At 33.8% G+C, this 22,728-nt stretch carries 16 protein-coding genes; 14 read left to right on the forward strand and 2 right to left on the reverse strand.

The genetic code is table 11. The features are described 5' to 3' along the window. Nucleotides 1–30 precede the first annotated feature (30 nt). On the reverse strand, nt 31–975 hold the full coding sequence (locus tag BUE22_RS21640) for an alpha/beta hydrolase (RefSeq protein ID WP_243396827.1): 945 nt from the start codon (nt 973–975) through the stop codon (nt 31–33). 455 nt (nt 976–1,430) lie between these two features. Here BUE22_RS21640 and BUE22_RS21645 point away from each other — a divergent pair, with 455 nt between their 5' ends. From BUE22_RS21645 to BUE22_RS21685, 9 genes are all read left to right on the forward strand, one after another. Beyond that, nucleotides 1,431–2,876 carry an MFS transporter gene (locus BUE22_RS21645; RefSeq protein WP_073398053.1) on the forward strand — a complete coding sequence of 482 codons (1,446 nt, stop codon included), beginning with the start codon at nt 1,431–1,433 and terminating at the stop codon, nt 2,874–2,876. A 62-nt stretch (nt 2,877–2,938) separates the two neighbouring features. Further along, nucleotides 2,939–4,255, forward strand: a complete 1,317-nt coding sequence (locus BUE22_RS21650; RefSeq protein WP_073398054.1) for an MFS transporter — start codon at nt 2,939–2,941, stop codon at nt 4,253–4,255. A gap of 88 nt (nt 4,256–4,343) precedes the next feature. Then, the gene (gene kduI, locus BUE22_RS21655) at nt 4,344–5,180 is read left to right on the forward strand and encodes a 5-dehydro-4-deoxy-D-glucuronate isomerase (protein ID WP_084540310.1); all 837 of its coding nucleotides are present in this window, start codon (nt 4,344–4,346) and stop codon (nt 5,178–5,180) included. A gap of 4 nt (nt 5,181–5,184) precedes the next feature. Continuing rightward, the gene (locus tag BUE22_RS21660; RefSeq protein ID WP_073398056.1) at nt 5,185–5,976 is read left to right on the forward strand and encodes a gluconate 5-dehydrogenase; all 792 of its coding nucleotides are present in this window, start codon (nt 5,185–5,187) and stop codon (nt 5,974–5,976) included. Nucleotides 5,977–6,000: 24 nt separating this feature from the next. Next, a complete protein-coding gene (gene uxaC, locus BUE22_RS21665) occupies nt 6,001–7,404 on the forward strand; it encodes a glucuronate isomerase (protein ID WP_073398057.1) in 1,404 nt (467 codons plus the stop codon). 158 nt (nt 7,405–7,562) lie between these two features. After that, nucleotides 7,563–8,585 carry a sugar kinase gene (locus BUE22_RS21670; RefSeq protein ID WP_042566536.1) on the forward strand — a complete coding sequence of 341 codons (1,023 nt, stop codon included), beginning with the start codon at nt 7,563–7,565 and terminating at the stop codon, nt 8,583–8,585. Nucleotides 8,586–8,596: 11 nt separating this feature from the next. Then, nucleotides 8,597–9,268 (forward strand): bifunctional 4-hydroxy-2-oxoglutarate aldolase/2-dehydro-3-deoxy-phosphogluconate aldolase, encoded by a 672-nt coding sequence (locus BUE22_RS21675; protein WP_073398058.1) that lies wholly within the window; start codon nt 8,597–8,599, stop codon nt 9,266–9,268. A gap of 217 nt (nt 9,269–9,485) precedes the next feature. After that, entirely contained in the window at nt 9,486–10,928 is a 1,443-nt protein-coding gene (locus BUE22_RS21680; protein WP_073398059.1) for a tagaturonate reductase, read from the forward strand. 33 nt (nt 10,929–10,961) lie between these two features. Then, a complete protein-coding gene (locus BUE22_RS21685; protein WP_042566533.1) occupies nt 10,962–12,578 on the forward strand; it encodes a UxaA family hydrolase in 1,617 nt (538 codons plus the stop codon). Between the two features lie 237 nt (nt 12,579–12,815). On the opposite strand, the gene BUE22_RS21690 is transcribed toward BUE22_RS21685, so the two are convergent. Then, nucleotides 12,816–13,844, reverse strand: coding sequence for a LacI family DNA-binding transcriptional regulator (locus tag BUE22_RS21690; RefSeq protein ID WP_073398060.1), 1,029 nt, complete (start codon nt 13,842–13,844; stop codon nt 12,816–12,818). Between the two features lie 288 nt (nt 13,845–14,132). Here BUE22_RS21690 and BUE22_RS21695 point away from each other — a divergent pair, with 288 nt between their 5' ends. The 5 genes from BUE22_RS21695 to BUE22_RS21715 all read left to right on the forward strand — a co-directional run bounded on the left by BUE22_RS21695 (nt 14,133) and on the right by BUE22_RS21715 (nt 22,725). Further along, complete coding sequence (locus tag BUE22_RS21695; RefSeq protein WP_073398061.1) at nt 14,133–15,575, forward strand: glycoside hydrolase family 28 protein; 1,443 nt, start codon at nt 14,133–14,135, stop codon at nt 15,573–15,575. Nucleotides 15,576–15,609: 34 nt separating this feature from the next. Next, entirely contained in the window at nt 15,610–18,741 is a 3,132-nt protein-coding gene (locus tag BUE22_RS21700; protein WP_073398062.1) for a SusC/RagA family TonB-linked outer membrane protein, read from the forward strand. 11 nt (nt 18,742–18,752) lie between these two features. Next, the gene (locus BUE22_RS21705; protein WP_073398063.1) at nt 18,753–20,435 is read left to right on the forward strand and encodes a RagB/SusD family nutrient uptake outer membrane protein; all 1,683 of its coding nucleotides are present in this window, start codon (nt 18,753–18,755) and stop codon (nt 20,433–20,435) included. A 99-nt stretch (nt 20,436–20,534) separates the two neighbouring features. After that, on the forward strand, nt 20,535–21,470 hold the full coding sequence (locus BUE22_RS21710; RefSeq protein WP_073398091.1) for an alpha/beta hydrolase: 936 nt from the start codon (nt 20,535–20,537) through the stop codon (nt 21,468–21,470). A 13-nt stretch (nt 21,471–21,483) separates the two neighbouring features. Continuing rightward, a complete protein-coding gene (locus BUE22_RS21715) occupies nt 21,484–22,725 on the forward strand; it encodes a glycoside hydrolase family 88/105 protein (RefSeq protein WP_073398064.1) in 1,242 nt (413 codons plus the stop codon). The last annotated feature ends 3 nt before the right edge of the window (nt 22,726–22,728 follow it).

Raw genomic sequence — 22,728 nt, forward strand, 5'->3', positions numbered from 1 at the left:
TCTGCCAAATCTGCGAGAAAAAATAATACTTTAATTCTTATATCCATTACTTTTAAGCCATTCCTCACAGGCTTTTGTCCAGAATTTGCTTGTATCATTTACGCCTAAACCAAAACCATGACCTCCTTTTTCATATAAATGTAACTCGGCTGTAACTCCATTTTTTTTAAGTGCCAAATAATAATTAATGCTATTTTCTGGTAAAACAACACTATCATCTGTAGCATGTATTAAAAAAGCGGGTGGAGTTTGTGCAGTAACCCTCTTTTCATTAGAAAATGAATCAATATCCTGTTGTGAAGCGTTTTCGCCTAATAAACTAATTTGAGATCCTTTGTGTGTAATGTCATTTTCCATAGAAATTACAGGATAAATCAGAAGTGAAAAATCTGGGCGTGCACTTATTTTTGAACTAGTTTCATAAACCCTGTCATCGTAATGAGTTGATAAAGTCGAAGCCAAATGTCCCCCGGCAGAAAATCCCATTACACCAATTTTATTTGGGTCAATATTCCATACGGCAGCATTTAGTCTTATCACTCGAATAGCTTCCTGTGCATCCTGTAATGGACCAACAGTTTTATTCGTCATAATTAAATTGTTAGGCAATCTGTATTTTAAAACAAAAGCAACAATTCCCTGAGCATTAAACCATTCAGCAACTTTAGTTCCTTCCTTATCAATGGCCAGATGTGTATATCCGCCACCAGGAAAAATAACCACTGCAGTTTGGTTTTGTTTGATTCCTTTTGGTAAAAAAACACTTAAAGTAGGTATTGAAACCTGACTTGTACTTTGTACTTTTCCATCTTTAATGTCTTCTTTTTCTGTATAATCAGGAGCTTTAATTTCTTGTGGAATTACTTTCCAAAGAGGGATAACCTGGTTTTGCGCTTGTGACAAATTTGTAATTCCCATAATAAAAATCAAGCTTAAAAATGAGTTTTTTACGATAAAGGCTGTTAATTTTTTCAATGTATAGAGTTTTTAATAGATTATTATAAGGTGTTAGTCAAATTTATATTTTTTTATTGATTTAAAGTGTTTAAGAATCCTTAAAAGTATTATTTCTTTTTCGATAAGAATAGTTGTTATAAATTGATTTTGAAGTACTGATTTTAGTACTATTTTGACACCTAAATCGGATGAATTTTACATATACGGTTTTAACATATATATTGTTTAATGTGTAAATTTGAGTTCTTTTTTTTATATGAAATGTTTATTTAGAGTATTAAAATAATTTTTTATATAATTTATTTGGAATATTAAGATTAAAAACTATATTTGTGCAATCGATTACATTATTTGAAATTTTGTTGCACAAAAGAAGTTATGTGGTTAAAGATGAAGACCTAACCCAAACTACATTTGTGAGATTAAAAAGTTTTAAATATTTAACATTTTACTAGCCTAACCATTACATTATTATGAATCAAATCAAAAAAAACACCGGAAAGTATCGCTGGAGTATTTGTGCATTATTATTTTTCGCAACAACTATTAATTATCTCGACAGACAAGTACTTTCTTTAACATGGAGTGATTTTATAGCTCCTGAATTTCATTGGACAAACAACGATTACGGGAATATCACAGCGCTATTCTCTATTTTTTATGCAGTTTCTCTTTTGTTTGCAGGAAGATTTGTGGATTGGTTAGATACTAAAAAAGGATTTCTTTGGGCTATCGGAATTTGGTCTGTAGGTGCGTGTCTGCATGCATTTTGCGGAATTGCAACTTCAGGAATCATAACCGGAAACTGGTTTGTAGGTTTTGAAGGAGCCAAGGAAATCATTAAAAATATAAATGATACCGGAATGGTCATCAACGTAAGTGTAAGCTTATTTATTTTTGCCCGTTTTATCCTTGCAATTGGTGAGGCCGGAAATTTCCCTGCTGCCATCAAAACAACTGCAGAATATTTCCCTAAAAAAGACAGAGCATTTTCTACCAGTATTTTTAATGCCGGTGCAACTGTTGGAGCTTTGGCAGCGCCAATTTCGATTCCTTTTATAGCAAAATCATTTGGTTGGGAAATGGCTTTCATTATTATTGGAGCGCTTGGTTTTGTTTGGATGGGATTTTGGGTTTTTATGTACGATAAACCGGAGAGACACCCAAGAGTTAGCGCCGAAGAATTAGAATATATACAACAAGATGATATTGCCGATGCTAAAATTGTAGGTTATATTCCTGAAACTACAACAAAAGTATCCTTTGTAGATTGTTTTAAATACAAACAAACCTGGGCTTTTGCCTTTGGTAAATTCATGACAGATGGCGTTTGGTGGTTCTTTTTGTTCTGGACACCAGCTTATTTAAGTTCTGTTTACGGTATGGATTCTACACAAGCTGCTTTACCATTATTTGTGCTTTACATGATCACATTACTTTCTATTATTGGAGGTTGGCTGCCAACTTATTTTGTAGAAAAAAAAGGAATGAATCCGTACGAAGGAAGAATGAGAGCAATGTTAATTTTTGCCTTCTTTCCGTTATTAGCCTTAATTGCACAGCCTTTAGGATATATAAGTTACTGGATTCCGGTAATAATTATTGGTATTGCAGGAGCAGCACACCAATCATGGTCGGCTAATATTTTTACTACTGTAGGCGATATGTTTCCTAAAAAAGCAATTGCAACTATTACCGGAATTGGTGGTTTGGCAGGAGGTTTAGGTTCAACTTTAATTAATAAAGGATCAGGACTTTTATTTGATCATGCAAAAGAAACAGAAATGGCTTTTATGGGTTTTAAGGGAATTGAAGCCGGATATTTTATAATTTTCTCTATCTGTGCCGTTTGTTACTTAATCGGTTGGATTGTAATGAAATCATTAGTACCAAAATACAGCCCTATTACAAATCTTTAAAATTACAATCTTTAAAAATTATATGCTATAGAATAACCAACTAACCTAACCAACCAAAACCTATGAATGAAGCTAATCAGGCAATTGGAAAATATCGCTGGACAATATGCAGTTTAGTATTTTTTGCTACAACTGTAAATTATTTAGATCGAAATGTAATAAGTTACCTAAGACCTTTTTTAGCAGAAGCCTTTCATTGGACACCGGAACAGGAGGTTATAGATTATTCGAATATTGAATTAGCATTTAAAATTGCCTATGCACTCGGAATGCTCGTTGCAGGTGGTATTATTGATAAACTAGGCACCAAAATTGGGTATGCAATTGCAACAGGTTTATGGAGTTTAGCAGCTATTGGTCACGCACTTGCTACTGGAACAGGAGGTTTTTTAATTGCAAGAGTGTTTTTAGGAATTACAGAAGCAGGAAATTTTCCTGCCGCCATTAAAGCCACAGCCGAATGGTTTCCGCAGAAAGAAAGAGCTTTGGCAACAGGAATTTTTAATTCAGGAAGTAATATCGGAGCGATCATTGTGCCTTTATCAGTGCCTTTTATTGCAGCGAATTACGGATGGCAATGGGCTTTTATCCTAACCGGAATAATTGGTTTTGTATGGCTCGTATTATGGTTCATCTATTATGAAATTCCCGAAAAGCAAAAACGTTTATCGCAAGCAGAATTAGAATATATAAACTCAGATAAAGCTCTAATAGTTGAAGTTGAAGATACAGAAAAGGTTTCATGGTTTAAATTGCTTAGCTTTCGCCAGACTTGGGCTTTTGCCATTGGAAAATTATTGACAGATCCTGTTTGGTGGTTTTATTTGTTCTGGCTGCCCGATTTTTTAATGAAACAATATAAACTTTCGGCAACTCAAATTATCTGGCCTTGTGCCTTGGTTTACGTTATTGGAAGTATAGGAAGCATTGGCGGCGGATGGTTGCCGTTGAAACTAATAAATAAGGGATGGCCGGCTTATAAAGCGCGTAAAACCAGTATGCTAATTTATGCTTTTGCTGTTTTACCGGTTTTGTTTTCTCAGTATTTAGGAGCAATCAATATTTGGTGGGCCATTTTGGTAATTGGTTTAGCGGTTTCTGCACATCAGGCGTGGAGTGCTAATATTTTTACAACTGTTTCAGATATGTTTCCTAAAAAGGCAACAGCTTCAGTTACAGGAATAGGGGGTATGTTCGGTGCCCTTGGCGGAATTTTACTAACTTTATTGATTCAAAAAAATATGTTCGTCTATTATACCAAATTAGGAAAAATCGAAACCGGATATTTTATTATGTTTTGCATCTGCGGAGCATCGTATTTGCTGGCCTGGCTGATTATGCATATTTTAGTTCCGAGGATGAAAAAAGTAGAAGTGTAAAATCAACACAAATAATTTTTCATTTGTATTATGATATTTGAAGATAAAAATATAATTTTGTGCAATCGATTACATTAAAATAAAAATTATGACAAAATATAGTTCAAGATACGCGTCAAGCCCAGAAGCTGTTAAACAATATGACACACAACAATTGAGAAATGAATTCTTAATTGATGATTTAATGCAGGAGAATGAAATTGTTTTAACGTACTCTCATTACGACCGCTATATTGCAGGTTCTGCAGTTCCTGTAAAAGATTTAACTCTTGAAACGATCGATCCGCTTAAAGCTGGATATTTTCTGGAAAGAAGAGAAATGGGAATCATAAATGTTGGCGGAAGCGGTTCTGTTTTGGTTGACGGAACATCTTATGAATTAGGTTTTAAAGATGCATTATACATTGGAAGCGGAAATAAAGAAGTGATTTTTAAAAGTGATGACAGCAAAAATCCGGCTAAATTTTATATTAATTCTGCTCCGGCACACACAACATATCCAACTGTAAAAGTAAGCTTGGAACAAGCAAATAAATTACAGCTTGGAACAATGGAAACGGCAAATCACCGTACGGTAAACCAAATGATTATCGGTAGTGTTGTAACAACCTGCCAATTACAAATGGGAATGACGGAATTAAAAACGGGAAGTGTTTGGAATACCATGCCGGCACACGTACACGATCGTAGAATGGAAGTTTATTTCTATTTGGATATTCCGGAAAATCAGGCGGTTTGTCATTTTATGGGACAGCCTCAGGAAACAAGACATATCTGGATGAACAATCATCAGGCAGTAATTTCTCCGCCTTGGTCAATTCACTCAGGTTCAGGAACTTCAAATTATAGTTTTATTTGGGGAATGGCCGGTGAAAATTTAGATTATGGAGATATGGATGTTTGTAAAATCACTGATTTAAGATAAGAATATGACAAACTTATTTGATATAAAAGGAAAAGTTGCCCTTATTACAGGAAGTACACACGGACTGGGAATGGCAATGGCAAAAGGTTTAGGACAAGCCGGTGCTACAATTGTAGTAAACGGAAATTCATCTCAACAAAAAATTGATGATGCTGTTGCTGAACTTAAAAGTGAAGGAATTAATGCTGTTGGTTATAGATTTAATGTAACCGAAGAGCAGGAAGTTAAAGCGGCCGTTGCTAAAATTGAAAGCGAAGTTGGACCAATAGATATTTTGATTAATAACGCTGGAATCATCAAAAGAATTCCGCTTATCGATATGGAAGTTGCTGATTTTAAAGAAGTAATTGATATTGATTTGGTTTCTCCATTTATCGTTTCCAAGCATGTTGCCAAAGGAATGATCGAAAGAAGACAAGGAAAAATCATCAACATTTGCTCTATGATGAGCGAATTGGGTCGTAATACAGTTGGTGCTTATGCTGCTGCAAAAGGCGGTTTAAAAATGCTGACTAAAAATATGGCAACAGAATGGGCTAAATACAATGTTCAGATCAACGGAATTGGACCGGGTTATTTTGCGACTGAACAAACAGCGCCGATCAGAGTTGACGGACATCCGTTTAATGATTTTATTATCAGCAGAACTCCGGCTGCTAAATGGGGTGATCCAAGCGATTTAGCAGGAGCTGCAATTTTCTTATCTTCAAAAGCAAGTGATTTTGTTAACGGTCATATTTTATTTGTTGATGGAGGAATCCTGGCTACAATTGGTAAACCGTCAAACGAAGAATAAATTCTCAATTATAATTAAAAAGACATGAGTGCTAAGACTTTCATAAACGATAATTTTTTACTTGAAAATAAATATGCTGAAGAGTTATACCACAATTACTCAAAAAATCAGCCCATTATAGATTACCACAATCACCTTAATCCGCAGTTTATTGCCGAAGACAAAATCTTTGACAACATTACGCAGGTTTGGATCAACGGAGATCACTACAAATGGCGTGCAATGCGTACATTGGGAATCAACGAACAGTTTGTAACCGGAAATGGTTCTGATAAAGATAAGTTCTTAAACTGGGGAAAAACCGTTCCCTACACGATGCGTAATCCTTTGTACCACTGGACACATTTAGAATTGGCGCGTTATTTTGATATTTATGATTTACTGAATGAAAAATCAGCAGAGAAAATTTATATCGAAACTTCAGAAAAAATAAATTCTGCAGCATATAGCACACAAAACTTACTTAAAAAAGTAAACGCTGAATTGGTTTGTACTACAGAAGACCCAATTGATACTTTAGAGTTTCACCAGAAACTGGCTAAAAACCCGATTGGAACAAAAATGAGTACGGCATTCAGACCTGATAAAGCTATCCTTATTTCAAATGATGGCTATAACGCATATCTGGATACGTTGGGGGACGTATCCGGAATTGCGATTAATACTTACGCAGACTTACAAACTGGATTGAGAAAAAGAATCGAATTCTTTAACCAAAATGGCTGTAAATTAAGCGATCACGGTTTAGATCAGATTTATTTTGAAAACTTTACAGAAAGTGAAATAAATTCAATTTTCAAAAAGAAAAGAGAAAACCAAACGATAACGCCAGAAGAAGCTTTGAAATTTCAAAGTGCTATTTTATTGTTTTTATCTGAAACTTATCACGAATTTGGCTGGGTTCAGCAATTTCACTTAGGTGCTTTAAGAAACAATAATGCGCGTATGCACAGAATTTTAGGACCTGATACAGGCTGGGATTCTATTGGAGATTATCCACAGGCACAAAAACTGTCTTCGTTTTTAAATACATTAGACAGTAAAGATAAATTGACAAAAACGATTATTTATAACCTAAATCCGGCTGATAACGAAGTTATGGCTACGATGATTGGAAATTTCAACGACGGAAGCGTTAGAGGAAAAGTTCAGTTTGGTTCAGGATGGTGGTTTTTAGATCAGAAAGACGGAATGACAAAACAATTAAATGCGCTTTCAAACATGGGATTAATTAGTTGTTTTGTTGGAATGCTAACAGATTCACGAAGCTTTTTATCTTTCCCAAGACATGAATATTTCAGACGTATTTTATGTAATCTTTTAGGAGATGAAATACAAAGAGGTGAACTTCCTGCAGATATGGAATGGATTGGAAAACTGGTTGCTGATATTTCATACAACAACGCAAAGGAATATTTCAAATTTTAATTGAGAATATAGAGAATAGAATATAGAGAATAGAATAAAGAAGCAAGAAGAAAGAGTTTATACTATACGTGTTAAGTTTGATTAATCTTAAAACTTTATTTTCTTAATTTCTTAATGGTAAAAAGAAAAACTTTTACTGGTAAAAACAATAAAATAATATGAGTAAAATAGTTGCATTCGGTGAAATTATGTTACGTCTTTCGACAGAGCGACACCTGCGTTTTGCACAATCTACAGCATTTGGAGCTACTTATGGTGGCGGTGAGTTTAATGTTTGTGTGTCTTTGGCAAATTATGGCTTAAATGCTGAGTTTGTAACAAGATTGCCTGAAAACGAAATTGGCGGATCTGCGTTGAGAGAAATACGAAAAATGAATGTAGAATCTAAAAATATAATTTTTGGAGGAGAACGTTTAGGAATCTATTTTCTTGAAACAGGAGCTGGCACAAGAGGAAGTAACGTTGTTTACGACCGCGCACACAGTTCAATGGCAACTATTGAAAAAGGATTGGTTGACTGGGAAAAAGTTCTGGAAGGTGCTACCTGGTTTCACTGGAGCGGCATTACGCCGGCGATTTCTCAAAGTGCCGCTGAAGCTTGTTTAGAAGCGATTAAAGTGGCACACAAAATGGGAATAATGATTTCATGCGACTTAAATTACAGATCAAAATTGTGGCAATATGGCAAAGCGCCAAGCGATGTTATGCCAGAAATGCTGCAATATAGTAATGTTATTTTAGGAGATATTGATACGGCATATTTTATGTTGGGAATTCCGAAAGTAAATCCAAATTATCAGGATGAAAAATCACTTCCGGTTTTATATACGAAGTTATTTGATTTGATTCCGAATTTAAAAACCGTTGCGACAACATTACGTTATTCTGTAAGTGCATCGCATCAAAGAATTGGCGGGGTTTTATTTGATGGAAAAGCCATTTACCACGCTGCCGTAAAAGAAGTAACTCCGGTTGTAGACAGAGTAGGTAGTGGAGACGCTTTTATGGGCGGATTGATTTACGGATTGTTACAATATCAAAATAATAATCAAAAAGCTTTGGATTTTGCAGTTGCGGCTTGTTGCTTAAAACATACCATTGCCGGCGATTACAATTTGGTTACATTAAAAGAAGTTGAAAACATGCTTGGTGGTGATTCTGCGGGATTAGTATCAAGATAAATAATATAGAAATGGCAAAATATTCAAGAATTGAAGTAGCTCAACAAATGAAAGATAACGGAATGGTTCCGCTATTTTTTCATTCGGATATTGAAATCAGTAAAAAAGTACTAAAAGCCTGTTATGACGGTGGTTCTCGTTTAATGGAATTTACCAGCAGAGGCGATTTTGCCCACGAAGTTTTTGGTGCTTTAAATAAATATGCTTTGTCAGAATTACCGGGAATGATTCTGGGAGTTGGTTCTGTTACAGATGCTGCTTCGGCATCGTTATACATGAGTTTAGGTGCCAATTTTATTGTAACTCCGGTTTTTAGAGAAGATATTGCAATTGCCTGTAATCGTCGTAAAGTTTTGTGGTCGCCAGGTTGCGGAACACTTTCTGAGATTGCAAGAGCCGAAGAATTAGGCTGCGAAATTGTAAAATTATTCCCTGCGGATATTTATGGACCAGAGTTTATTAAAGCGATAAAAGGACCTTGCCCGTGGACAAATATTATGCCAACAGGAGGTGTTTATCCAACGGTTGAAAGTTTGTCTTCCTGGTTAAATGCAGGAGCTACTTGTGTTGGATTAGGTTCGCAATTAATTTCGAAAGATATATTAGATAACAATGATTATGACGGACTTAAAACAAAAGTGAGTCAGGTTCTTGAGATCATCAAAAATATTAAAAATAAATAAGGAGTAATCATACCGATTCCTTATTTGAATTGCAGTTTTTTTTAGATTTTAACGTTTTGTAATTGAGCATTACGCTTGCTAAATACAGCTTGTCACTCCTCACAGCAAATTGTATTTTACTCTTACAAGTGTAATGTTTCTTTTACAATTAAAAAAACTTCTTATAAAAGCAATAAGGTATTTATCGTGGTTATTTATAACACTTTAAGAATTTAAAATGAAACAGTTAAACAGAAAAAATACAGGATTAGAAAAATTAAATCCAATTAAGGTTGTTCAGTTTGGAGAAGGTAATTTTTTAAGAGCTTTTGTTGATTATGCTTTTCACAAACTAAATAAAGAAGTTGATTTTAATGCTGGTATTGCAATGGTTCAGCCTTTAAAAGACGGTATGGTGCACCTGATTAATGATCAGGATGGTCTTTATACTTTGTTTATGAACGGAATTAAAAAGGGCGAAAAAATACAAGATATTGAGTTAATCACTAATATTGTAAAAGCAATAAATCCGTATACCGAATTTGCAGATTATTTAGCTTTAGCGAAGGAAGAAGAACTTCAGTTTATTGTTTCAAATACTACTGAAGCCGGTATTGAATTCATTGAAAGTGATACTCCGGATATGAAGCCGCCAGTTTCATTTCCTGCAAAGCTGACTGTTTTATTGTATGAAAGATTCAAGCATTTCAATGGAGATGCTTCTAAAGCAGTAACGATCATTCCTTGCGAATTGATTGATTATAACTCAGAAACGCTGAAAAAATATATTTTGCAATATGTTGATTTATGGAAATTAGAGGATGCATTTAAAACTTGGGTATCAGATGCTTGTACGTATCACAGTACTTTAGTTGACAGAATTGTTCCTGGATATCCAAGAGCTGAAATTGAAGAATACAATAATAAATTAGATTATCAGGACAATTTAATTGTTGCTGCAGAACCTTTCTTTCTTTGGGCTATTGAAGGTGGTGAGGATTTAAAAGCAAAATTACCTTTTCATAAAACGAATTTGAATGTAAAAATCGTTGATGATATACGTCCTTTTAAAATGATTAAAGTTCGTATTCTAAACGGTGCGCACACGGCAATGGTTCCTTTTTCACTTTTGTATGGTAACAAATTAGTGATGGAAACTGTTAACGGAGATTTTACCGGAAAATTTGTAGACGGCGTTATTGGTGAAATTAGTGAAACGCTTGATATGGACAAAAATGAAATTACGGCTTATTCTGAGGAAGTAATGGACCGATTTAAAAATCCATTTATCAAACATGCATTGGCTGATATTGCATTAAATTCGATTTCGAAATTCAAAGTAAGAGTTTTGCCTAGTTTATTAGGATATTATAATGCTAACAAAAAATTGCCTGTTAATTTGACTTTTTCATTAGCGAGTTTAATTCAATTCTATAAAGGAACATGGAATAACGAAACATTGCCTGTAAAAGATTCTCCAGAGATAGTTGAAGCATTTAAAAATGCATGGCAATTAGGATCTGCAGATTTAGTTGTTGCTAAAATATTAGCTAACACCGAATTTTGGGGTGAAGATTTAACTAAAATCAATGGTTTATCTGAAGCTTTAGTATTGGCCTTAAATGAGATTGAAGAAAACGGAATAGAAAAAGGTTTTGCTAATTTTAGCAAACAATATTAATTAGATTACAAGTACTTTTAAAAAATAACAATCATGCAAAAGAAATTAATAAAAGTAAACCCTTCAGATAATGTAGCAGTTGCATTAGTGAATTTGGTTGCTGGTGAAGTAATCAACTTTGAGGGACAAGATATTACAATTGTATCTGATGTGAAAATGAAACATAAAATCGCCATGCATACTTTTGAAGTAGGTGAGCGTATTATTATGTATGGTGTTTTGGTTGGAAAAGCAAGTGCCAGAATTGAAAAAGGAGGTTTACTTTCTACAGAAAATGTAAAACATGAAAGTGATAAAGTAACAGGTAAAACCGAAACGATTGGATGGAATTCTCCAAATATTGACAAATGGAAAGATAGAACGTGGCAGGGCTATCATAGAGAAGATGGTCAGGTTGGAACTGAGAATGTTTGGTTGTTTTTCCCGTTAGTTTTTTGTGAAAACAGAAATATCGAAATCCTAAAAGATATTTTCGAGAAGGAATTAATGAAACCTAAAGAAAACGATTATCAGTTGTTGCTTCGTTCTTTGGTAAAAACAGAAACAGGCGGAACTGGTAATGAAGCAGCTTCTAACGATGCTAATTTATTCAATAACATCGAAGTGAAATTTATCACACATCAGGGTGGTTGCGGCGGAATTCGTCAGGATTCGCACAGTCTGGCTAAATTATTGGCCGGATATGTAAATAATCCAAACGTTGCAGGAGCTACAGTTTTGAGTTTAGGATGTCAGAATCTTCAAATTCAAATTTTTAAAGATGCTTTGGATGCTATTAATCCAAACAGTAAAAAACCAGTTTTGATTTACGATCAACAACAAATTGGTACAATTGAAACCATGTTGAGCAGTGTTGTAAAAGATACTTTTGAAGCTATTAAAATAGCTAACGATATAAAAAGAGAGCCAGCGCCATTGTCTAAATTAAGAATTGGTTTAGAGTGTGGTGGTTCTGATGGATTTTCTGGAATTTCTGCAAACCCAACATTGGGAGTGCTATCAGATCATTTAGTTGCTTTAGGAGGAACTACAATTCTTTCTGAATTCCCTGAATTATGTGGAGTAGAACAGGAATTAGTAAACCGTTGTGTAGATGATAAGGATGGAAAACGTTTCTTAGACTTAATGCAATGGTACGAAAAAACAGTTGTAGACGCAGGTTCAGGATTTGACATGAATCCATCTCCAGGTAACATCAAAGACGGTTTGATTACAGATGCAATGAAATCTGCTGGTGCTGCTAAAAAAGGAGGAACTTCACCAATTACAGGTGTTTTCGATTATGGAGAATATATTAATGAACCAGGCTTTACATTGTTATGTACTCCTGGAAACGATGTGGAGTGTACAACTGCAATGGTAGGTTCTGGAGCAAATATGGTTTTATTTACAACAGGTTTAGGGACTCCAACAGGAAACCCAATTGCACCGGTTGTAAAAATTTCATCTAATACAGAATTGGCTAAAAAGATGTCAGACATTATTGATATTGACACCGGAGGAATTATCACAGGTGAAAAATCAATTGATGAAATGGCAGACGAAATGCTTGAATTTATTATTGATGTAGCCAGCGGTACTGTTAAAACCAAAGCTGCAATTTTAAATCAAAACGACTTTATTCCTTGGAAAAGAGGAGTTTCACTTTAATAGAAGTTAACTTTATAAAAAAAGCTCACTAAACAGTGAGCTTTTTTGTTTTTTTACCATTAAGAAATTAAGAAAGTTAAGCTTTGGGTTTATTGTAACTTAAAATTTTACCATTAAGATATTAAGAAAATAAAGACTAGCTTAATAAACTTAATTTATCATTAAGGAATAACCTATGAGCTTAATGAAACTTAATGTCTTAATGGTGAAAATAATAAATAGGCAATAGTCTATATGTTATGAAGTTGTTCTGGAAGAAGATTTACGAATGTGTAATTCTGGTGCTAAAACTACCTTTTTTTCAATTTTAATAGTCTCGGTTTTGTCTACTTGTTCAAGGAAAACGCGTGCTGACATTTTTCCCATTTCAAGTGGTGACTGATCTACAGATGTAATTGATAATTCCATAAATTTAGTAAAAGGTTCATTACTGAAACCTGCTACACAAAACTCTTTTGGGATACTGATATTTCTCTCTTTTAATTCCTGAATAGCTCCTAAAGCCGCAAAATCACTCGAAGAAAATATAGCGTCTGGTCTTGTTTGAAGTTGTAGTAAAGTATCAACGGCTTCTTTTCCTGCATCAACACTACTTTTTACGGGTATAACAAGTTCTTCCTTAAAAATCATTCCATTATCCAATAAAGCTTGTTTGTACCCTAAAAACCTGTTTTTGAAAATTTCAAGTGACTGATCTCCTGATAAATGAGCAATGCATCTGCAACCTTCATTAATAAGATGCTTGGTTGCCATATAACCGCCTTTAAAGTCATTAATGGTTACAGAACTTACTCCGTCAATATGTTTGCTTCTATCAAAAAAGATCAACGGAACATTTTTTTCTAATACATTATGAAAAGCACCATCATTTTCGGTCGTAACCGCAGTTACAGACATTAGTATTCCATCAACCTGAGCGTCTATTAAGGTATAAAGGTTTTCGTTTTCTCTTTTTGAATCTTCATGAGTTTGGCATATAATTACCTGATAACCATGAGGATGCAGCTCTTCTTCAATACCACGAATTACCGAAGCAAAAAAGTTACTATCTATACGAGGAACAATTACACCAATGTTATTGCTGCGACCACTTTTTAAAGCCAGCGCCAATTTGTTCTGCTTATAGTTCATTGAGGCTGCGGTTTTTATAACCAGTTCGCGCGTACTCTCTTTTATCTTAGGGTTGTTGTTTAACGCTCTTGAAACCGTAGCTGCAGTGATATTTAGCTTTTTTGCAATATCATAGATGGTTATTTTTTCGCTCATTCAAAAATAGTTTTTGATTAATTTACAGACAAAAATACATTTTTTTTAGATATTTTAATATAAATTGTTATCGATTACCATAATTTATATCTAAAACGTTTTCTATTCTACAATGATAATAAATTATGTCTTTTTTTACGCAATGTGTAAATAAAATTAGTAATAAAAATTAAATATATAATTTTTTTCTAAATAAATTTGGTGCATCCATTGTAATTTTCTATTTTCGTGTAATCGATTACATGAATATTGTGTTTTAATTGAATAGAATAATAAATTACCGCGTAAATGACTACAAATAAGCTTATAACGTTTAAATCGATTGCCTTTTTCATTGTAATTATTTCATTGGTTTTATCCTGTGGCAAGCAAGTTTCTACTATTTCAGAGGCAAATCCATGGAAAAAAATGGATTTAATTGTAAAAAGTATTCCTGAAACTCACTTTTCAGACAAAACGTATAACATAAATGATTTTGGTGCTATTGCAGATGGAAAGACTTTAAATACAGCTGCTTTTGCAAAAGCAATCAAAGCTTGTACTGAAAATGGCGGCGGGAAAGTAATGGTGCCAAATGGAAAGTATTTAACCGGAGCAATACATTTAGAAAGCAATGTGAATTTACATTTAGATGATCAGGCCGAAATTCTTTTTAGTACAAATCCAAAAGATTATCCAATAGTTCACACTTCTTGGGAAGGAACAGAATTAATGAATTATTCTCCTCTTATATATGCAAAAAATAAAACCAATGTTGCCATAACCGGAAAAGGAACTCTAAATGGTCAGGCCGATAGTACCAATTGGTGGATTTGGTCTGGCGGAAAAAGTTATGGCTGGCAAAAAGGAATTCCGTCACAAAATGATCCCACAAACCGCGAGGTTTTAGTAGATATGGCAGAAAAAAATGTTCCTGTTGCAGAAAGAATTTTTGGAGAAGGACGTTATTTACGCCCTAATTTTATCGAATTCTTTGAATGTAATACGGTTCTTGTAAAAGATATTACCGTAATAAATGCTCCTTTCTGGATTCTTCATCCTTTAAAATCAAACAATATTATTATTGATGGCGTAACGGTAAACAGCCATGGACCAAATAATGATGGTTGTGATCCTGAATATTCTCAAAACATCATTGTCAAAAACTGCACTTTTAATACCGGCGATGACTGTATTGCCATCAAAGCAGGAAGAGATGCCGATGGAAGAAGAGTTGCAATACCAAGTAAAAATATCATTGTTCAAAACTGTAAAATGATTGATGGTCACGGTGGCGTTGTAATAGGTAGTGAAATTTCTGCCGGTGTAAATAATGTTTTTGTTGAAAACTGCGTAATGGACAGTCCGAATCTGGACAGGGCAATCCGCATTAAAACCAATTCAAAAAGAGGAGGGGTTATTGAAGATGTGTATGTTCGAAATCTTGAGATTGGAACCGTAAAGGAATGCGTTTTAAAATTAAACATGTTTTATAATGTATATGGCTCGCAGACTGGAAACTTTATACCAGTTATCAGAAATATATCTCTTGAAAATATTAATGTAAAAAATGGTGGTAAATATAGTGTTAGGGCAGAAGGTTATGCAGAATCACCGGTGGAAAATATTACATTAAAAAATGTTGTAATTAAAAAAGTAGATTCGATTTATCTATTAAAAAATGTAAAAAACATCAATTTTATTAATACCTATATCAATGACAAAAAAGTAGAATCAAGTAAAAACTTTTAAAGAAAACTAACAATTTTAACCAATAAACCAAACTATGAAGATTAAACAAATTTTAAAGAAAAACTTAAAATGCAATCTTGTATTTTTATTTTTCCTGAATTTTCTGTTGAGCTCTACTATGAACGCTCAATCGACTGTAATTGAAGGGAAAATTACAGATGCATCAGGATTATCCTTACCAGGGGTAAATATTCAGGAAAAAGGAACTAAAAACGGAACTTCAACAGATTTTGAAGGAAGTTTTAAAATGAACGTTACTAATAATAAAGCCACTCTCGTTATTAGTTATTTAGGCTTTCAAACGCAGGAAGTTAGTATTGCGGGAAAAAGCAAAGTAAATGTAAGTCTTTCAGAGCAATCTAATGCACTTACCGAAGTTGTTGTTGTAGGATACGGATCTGTAAAAAAGACCGACCTTACAGGTTCTGTAAGTACGATAAGTGCAGCAACTATTACAGAAAGAAATACAATAAACCCTTTAGAAGCAATTCAGGGAAGTACTCCAGGGGTTCAAATTTCATCTAGTTCAGGACGTGCCGGCGACGGATTTAAAGTTGTAATTAGAGGAAATAATTCATTAGTATCTGATTCAAGTAATCCAAAAGTGGTTGGTTCAACTCCTTTATATGTTGTGGATGGTGTGCCAATGGACGGAATTGACTTTTTAAATCCACAGGATATCGCCAGAATGGATGTTTTGAAAGATGCGTCTTCGGCTGCAATTTATGGTTCAAGAGGATCTAATGGGGTTATCATCGTAACAACGAAAAGCGGTACAAGTGCCAAAGCTGGTATTAGTGTTACTTTTGATACTTCATACGGAACTAAAACGGCTGCAAGATTACCAGAAATGATGTCTGGAGCAGAATGGTGGAAATTTCACCAAACAGCTTATATGAGCGCAACACCTGCAACTCAAACTCCGGCACAATTGGCGGCTTTAGCAGGAAATCAAAGTCCATTATTAGTTTCAAGAGCAAATAGTGGTTATAATTTTGACTGGTATGATGCGGTACTTAAATCAGGAATGACCGAGAATAATTATTTAAACATTTCAGGACGTTCAGAGTCTGGTTTAAGTTATAATTTAGGTTTTGGTATTCAGTCAGATAAAGGACTTATCGATAATGATTCAACAGATAAATATTCTTTTAAACTTGGCTTAAATCATAAAATCAACGATAAATTTTCTACAGGAGCAAATATTACAATAGCTCGTATCGATTCACAATTAGGTAGTGATTTGGCTATGCAGGATGCTTTTAGATTAAGTCCGCTTATGTCTCCTTGGGCTATTGATGCTGCAGGAAATGAATTAGTAGGAACACAGTTTTTTCTACCTGGAAAGTTAACTTATCCTGACGGATCATGGGCTATCAATAAAACGAGTACAGTAAACCCATTAGTAGAAATTGCAAATTCATCTCAGGAAGAAAATACATGGCAGACTGTAGGAAATGTTTATTTTCAATATCAGCCAATTAAGTGGTTTTCATTCAAAACAACATTTGCTGCGGGAATTATGGATACCGAAAAAGGTGCTGCTTATGGAGCTCAATCTAATGCAGGTGTTACTTTAAATGGTAAGAATTCATCTTCTCTTGAAAATTTAAATAACTTTAATTACACTTGGGATAATCAAATTGATTTGAAACATACTTTTAATCAAGTACACGATTTTAGTTTGCTATTATTACAAAGTTTGTATTCTAATGTAGATAAAAGTTCTTACTTATATTCTAATACACAGCCTTTTGATACAGGAACAGATAATATTGGTTCTGGAGTTCAGTCAAGTTATGTGGTAAGATCGGCTTATGCTAAAAACTCACTAAGCTCATATGCAGTACGTTTAAACTATACTTTTAGAGATAAATATTTATTAACAGCATCAAATAGATGGGATGGTTCATCTGTATTGGCAGAAGGAGCAAAATGGGAAAGTTTTCCATCAGTTGCTTTAGGATGGAAAATTAGTAAAGAACCATTTTTAGAAAACAATGCTACAATCTCAGACTTAAAATTGAGAGCGAGTTTAGGTTATACAGGAAACGATAACGTTGCGCCATATACCTCACAAGCTTTATTAAATCAGCAAACATTTTATGCTAGTGGTAATACTGTAGTTCCGGGCTGGCAATCAGAAACTCTTGCAAATCCTTTATTAGGCTGGGAAAAAACAAGAGAGGTTAACTTAGGTCTTGATTTTGGTTTCTTAAGAAACAGAATAACAGGTAGTGTAGATGTTTACGACAGATTATCTGACGATTTGATTTACAAACAGCAATTACCGGCAGAATCTGGTTGGAAAAACACCTATTCAAACGTTGGATCTGTTAGTAATAAAGGTATAGAAGTACTGTTAACAACTAAGAATATTAAAACAAATATGGTTAGTTGGGAAACTACTTTTACATTTACTAAAAACGTAAACAAATTAGAGTCAATTTACAATCAGGATAAAGTAAGTGATATTGGAAATAATTTGATTTTAGGATCACCTCTAAATCCTAATTACAATTATGTTTATGATGGTGTATGGCAGGAAAGTGAAGCTGCTCAGGCTACTTCTTACGGAATGGCTCCTGGTCAGGCAAGACCAAAAGATTTAAACGGAGACGGTAAATTTAATCAGGATGACAGAACGGTAATTGGTAATCCAAATCCGGAATGGCAGGGAAGTTTCTATTCTCGTTTAAATGTAGGTCAGTTTGATTTCAATTTCTCAGTAATTACAAGTCAGGGACAAACGGTACTAAGTACTTTTCACCAAAATTTTGCTGACGTAAGTGATAGAGGTCGTCAAAAAATTAAAATGGATTATTTTATACCAACAAACGGTACAGGTATAGAAGCAAATGCTAATAATGAAAACCCTAGACCAGGTCCTGTTGCGACTGGTGCAGGTGCTTACTGGACATCATTATTTGGATATTACAGAGATGCATCTTATGTTAAAATTAAAAATATATCTCTAGGTTACACTTTCAATTCAGATTTACTTAAAAAATTAAAGATGAGTAATTTTAGAATTTATGTAAATGTTTTAGACCCATTTGTATTCACAGATTTTGATGGATATGATCCAGAGTGGGCTGGTTCACCTTTTGGTGTAAATCGTCCGGCATCTGTTACTACACAATTGGGACTAAGTGTTAAATTTTAATAAGATATAAAATGAAAAAAATAATATTAATTTTAGGAATAATTGTTACTGTTTTTGCTTCATGCAGTGATTATATTGAAGAAAACAGTGAATCTTTTGTACCTGCTGATGAGACTTATAAAACATCCTCAGGTTTTCAATTGCTGGTAAATTCAAACTATGCGTGGCTTAAAGGAATTTATGGAGGCAATCCGTGGTTATTTGAATCAGGAACTGACATGTATGCTGAAGGAAGAACTCCTGAACCAGCGGGTTTAAGTCAATATACTTTATTAATTCCTTCATCGAGTAATGTGGATGAATTATATAATTCTTGTTATCAATTAATTCAGTCTGTAAATAAAACAGTATATTATTCTACAGTAACTGAGCAAACATCAAATTTAAATACTCTCTCTCTTGTTGGAGAGGCTAGATTTTTGAGAGCCAATGCTTATTTTTTATTGGTTCAGTCATACGGAGGTGTTTCAATTGCTAATGAACATGTTACCGTTCCAATATTGTCATTTGAAAGAAATACAGCTGAGGAAGTTTATACTCAAATCATTACAGATCTGGATGCTGCATTGGCAAGTGTAGGTACAGGAACTTACAGTACAACTGGCAGAGTAAATAAAAGAGCTGTAAACGATTTATTAGCAAAAGTATACCTAACAAGAGGATACGAAACTTTTGGTAAAGCTGATGATTTTGCTAAAGCTGCAGCTTATGCTGATGCTGCAATTGCAGGACAAGCGCTAAATCTGGCTTTTGACCAATTGTTTAAACCAGGAAATGACTTGAATGCAGAAACTATTTTCTCTGTTCAATACGATAAAAATTCAACTAGTACAGATCCTACAAAATTAGGAAATAATCAGTTTTATTATTTTAGTTCTTATTTGGGAGGTGCTGAGACCGGAGCTCCGTTAAGAAGTTATAATTTATGTCCAACAGATTATGCTTTAGGATTATATGAAAAAGGAGATAAAAGATGGGAAGCTACTTTTATGACAGAAATTCTTGAAGAAACTACAACAGGCTCTGACGGTAAACCAAAAACAACTCTTTATTATCCTTACTACAGAAGTACAAATCCAACCGCTTTAAAAGTGAGACATTTTTATGAGCCAAAATGGTTTACTCCTGCAGACAAATTAGCTTGGGATACTGCAAATGCTTCAAGAAAAGCATCGACTTTTGTTTATCATCCTTGGGGAGAATATTCTGCAGCACACACTTTAATTAAAAATTTAGATTGTTATACTATTCCTGTTAAGAAATTTGACGATCCGGATCCAACTACACCATCAAGTACAGGTCCTGTAAGTACAAGAGATATTATTGTTTCAAGACTTGGAGAAACCTATTTAATTGCTGCCGAAGCTTATTTAAAAGCAGGAGTTCTTTCTACAGGTTTAGACCGTTTAAATGAAGTGAGAAGAAGAGCCGGTGTTGCCAATGCTACAATCGGAGAATTCAATATCGATTATGTTTTAGATGAAAGAGGTAGAGAATTACTTGGAGAATACAAACGTTGGTTTGATTTGAAACGTACAGGAACTCTTGTTGCAAGAGCTTCTGCACACAATTATAAAATAAAAGAAGCAAATTTTGTTGGAGTTGGCGGAGCGCTTAAAATTTTAAGACCTATACCACAAACTGCATTAGATTTAAATCAAAATAAAGATTTCCCTCAAAATCCTGGTTATTAGTAATTGGTAATTTTTTGAGATTTTAGTTTTTTGAAGAAGTTAAAAGGGAGTTTGATATTATTTCAAACTCCTTTCTTAACTGCTAAATGGATTTTTCAGATGAAAAAAATGCTTTTTATTATATTATTGATTTCTAATACCATTTTTGCTCAAAGCAATTATAGTATTGATACTTCATATACCGTAAAAAGTACTTATAATAAATTAATCAAAAAATATCCTTTTATCACAATTCCGCAGGAAAAGAATAATACCGATGTGGCTGAAAGTAAAGAAGTTATTTATCAGCAGCGAAAAGATAGAACATTACATTTAGATGCTTTTTATTTTAAGAAGCAAAAATCAAATCCGGCAGTAATCATGATTCATGGTGGAGGCTGGAGATCAGGAAATAAAAATCAGATGCATGATTTGGCAAAAGAAATAGCTTCAAAAGGCTATTCTTGTTTTGCTATAGAATACAGATTATCATTAGAAGCAAAATATCCGGAAGGAGTTTATGATGTAAAAAATGCGATTAAATTTATAAAAGATAATGCACGAAAATTTAATGTAGATCCAAACAAAATTGCGGTTTTAGGTTGCTCTTCGGGAGGACAAATGGCAGCTTTGATTGGTACAACAAATGAAAATTCGGGTTTTGAAGAAGCTTCTTTCAAAAGTAAATCTTCTTCAAAAGTAAATGCAATTATTGATGTAGATGGCGTTTTAGCTTTTAGGCATCCGCAATCTTCAGAAGGTGAAATGGCATCTTTTTGGCTGGGAGGTTCGTATGACGAAAAAACGGACAACTGGAAAAATGCTTCGGCTTTAAGCCATACAGACAAAAATACTCCGCCTATACTTTTCATTAACAGCAGTTTTGAAAGATTTCATGCAGGCAGAGATGATATGATTGCTATTTTAAATCAGCACAAAATTTATAGTGAAGTTAAAACAATTCAGGATTCACCACATTCATTTTGGTTTTTTGAACCTTGGTTCACAGAAACCATTACTTATACAACACAATTTTTAGACAAAATATTTAAATAACACTACAAATAAAATGAAAACAAAAATCGCAGGAACAGCTTTAGTTTTATTTGATGTTATAAACATAAATTACAGAAAAAGCATAATTGTTTTGCTTCTAATCTTTGGCAGTAAAATAATGGCGCAGACTAATGAAAATAAAGCTCTTGCTGATAATCTTAAATGGTCAGAAAGAACAGCATTAACTATTCTTAACAAATATCCAAAAGCATGGCAGATCGACGGAACCGAAAAGCCAAAATGGGATTATAAAATGAGTTTGGTTTTAACTGCTTTTGAAAAATTATATCAAAAAACAAACGATAAAAAGTATTTCAATTATATAAAAGAATATGCCGATGAAATGATCGATAGTTCAGGAAATATTAAAAAATATGATCTTAAAGAATACAATATCGATTATGTAAATCCGGGAAAATTGCTGTTTAATTTATATTATATAACGAAAGATGATCGCTATTTAAAAGTAATTCAACAATTAAGAACACAGCTTGAAACACAGCCAAGAACGGCTAGCGGCGGATTTTGGCACAAACAAATTTATCCGAACCAAATGTGGATTGATGGCTTGTATATGGCTGAACCCTTTTATACGCAATACACCGTTACCTATGAAAACGCAAAAGCATTAGATGATGTTGCGAAACAATTTGAATTGGTTCAAAATCATTTGGTTGATAAAAAAACAGGTTTAGTATTTCAGGCGTGGGATGAAAGCAAACAAATTGGCTGGGCAAATCCCGAAACAGGAACGTCGCCAACTATTTGGGGACGCGGCATAGGTTGGTATATGATGGCATTGGTAGAAACATTAGATTATTATCCTAAAACAAATCCACATTATAAAGTTCTGGTAGGATATTTGAATCAAATTTCAAAAAATGTCCTTAAATATAAAAGTGAATCTGGTTTGTGGTATCAGGTTACTGATAAGACGGAATTGAAAGATAATTTTCTGGAATCTTCATCTTCGGCCATGATTATTTATAGTTTGGCTAAAGGTGCAGATAAAGGATATTTGGCCTCAAATTATAAAAAGATCGCACAAAAATCATTTGACGCTTTTGTAAAAGAATTTGTCAAAAAAGGAGAAAATGGAGAAGTCGTTATTTCAAACGTTTCATCTAATGTTGGTTTAGGCGGAAAGCCTTTTCGTGATGGAACAAACGAATATTATATCAAAAGTAAAACGAAAGATAATAGTTCGCCTGCCTTAGCCGCATTTTTACTAAGCGCAACTCAACTGAATAAATAATAA

Origin of the sequence: Flavobacterium pectinovorum (assembly GCF_900142715.1) — a bacterium.
In the GTDB taxonomy this organism is placed as follows: Bacteria; Bacteroidota; Bacteroidia; order Flavobacteriales; family Flavobacteriaceae; genus Flavobacterium; species Flavobacterium pectinovorum.

What these genes read in the sequence shown, in the direction of transcription:
- BUE22_RS21645 (WP_073398053.1), top strand. Translation starts at nt 1,431, where the DNA reads ATGAATCAAATCAAAAAAAACACCGGAAAGTATCGCTGGAGTATTTGT.
- BUE22_RS21650 (WP_073398054.1), top strand. Translation starts at nt 2,939, where the DNA reads ATGAATGAAGCTAATCAGGCAATTGGAAAATATCGCTGGACAATATGC.
- kduI (WP_084540310.1), top strand. Translation starts at nt 4,344, where the DNA reads ATGACAAAATATAGTTCAAGATACGCGTCAAGCCCAGAAGCTGTTAAA.
- BUE22_RS21660 (WP_073398056.1), top strand. Translation starts at nt 5,185, where the DNA reads ATGACAAACTTATTTGATATAAAAGGAAAAGTTGCCCTTATTACAGGA.
- uxaC (WP_073398057.1), top strand. Translation starts at nt 6,001, where the DNA reads ATGAGTGCTAAGACTTTCATAAACGATAATTTTTTACTTGAAAATAAA.
- BUE22_RS21670 (WP_042566536.1), top strand. Translation starts at nt 7,563, where the DNA reads ATGAGTAAAATAGTTGCATTCGGTGAAATTATGTTACGTCTTTCGACA.
- BUE22_RS21675 (WP_073398058.1), top strand. Translation starts at nt 8,597, where the DNA reads ATGGCAAAATATTCAAGAATTGAAGTAGCTCAACAAATGAAAGATAAC.
- BUE22_RS21680 (WP_073398059.1), top strand. Translation starts at nt 9,486, where the DNA reads ATGAAACAGTTAAACAGAAAAAATACAGGATTAGAAAAATTAAATCCA.
- BUE22_RS21685 (WP_042566533.1), top strand. Translation starts at nt 10,962, where the DNA reads ATGCAAAAGAAATTAATAAAAGTAAACCCTTCAGATAATGTAGCAGTT.
- BUE22_RS21690 (WP_073398060.1), bottom strand. Translation starts at nt 13,844, where the DNA reads ATGAGCGAAAAAATAACCATCTATGATATTGCAAAAAAGCTAAATATC.
- BUE22_RS21695 (WP_073398061.1), top strand. Translation starts at nt 14,133, where the DNA reads ATGACTACAAATAAGCTTATAACGTTTAAATCGATTGCCTTTTTCATT.
- BUE22_RS21700 (WP_073398062.1), top strand. Translation starts at nt 15,610, where the DNA reads ATGAAGATTAAACAAATTTTAAAGAAAAACTTAAAATGCAATCTTGTA.
- BUE22_RS21705 (WP_073398063.1), top strand. Translation starts at nt 18,753, where the DNA reads ATGAAAAAAATAATATTAATTTTAGGAATAATTGTTACTGTTTTTGCT.
- BUE22_RS21710 (WP_073398091.1), top strand. Translation starts at nt 20,535, where the DNA reads ATGAAAAAAATGCTTTTTATTATATTATTGATTTCTAATACCATTTTT.
- BUE22_RS21715 (WP_073398064.1), top strand. Translation starts at nt 21,484, where the DNA reads ATGAAAACAAAAATCGCAGGAACAGCTTTAGTTTTATTTGATGTTATA.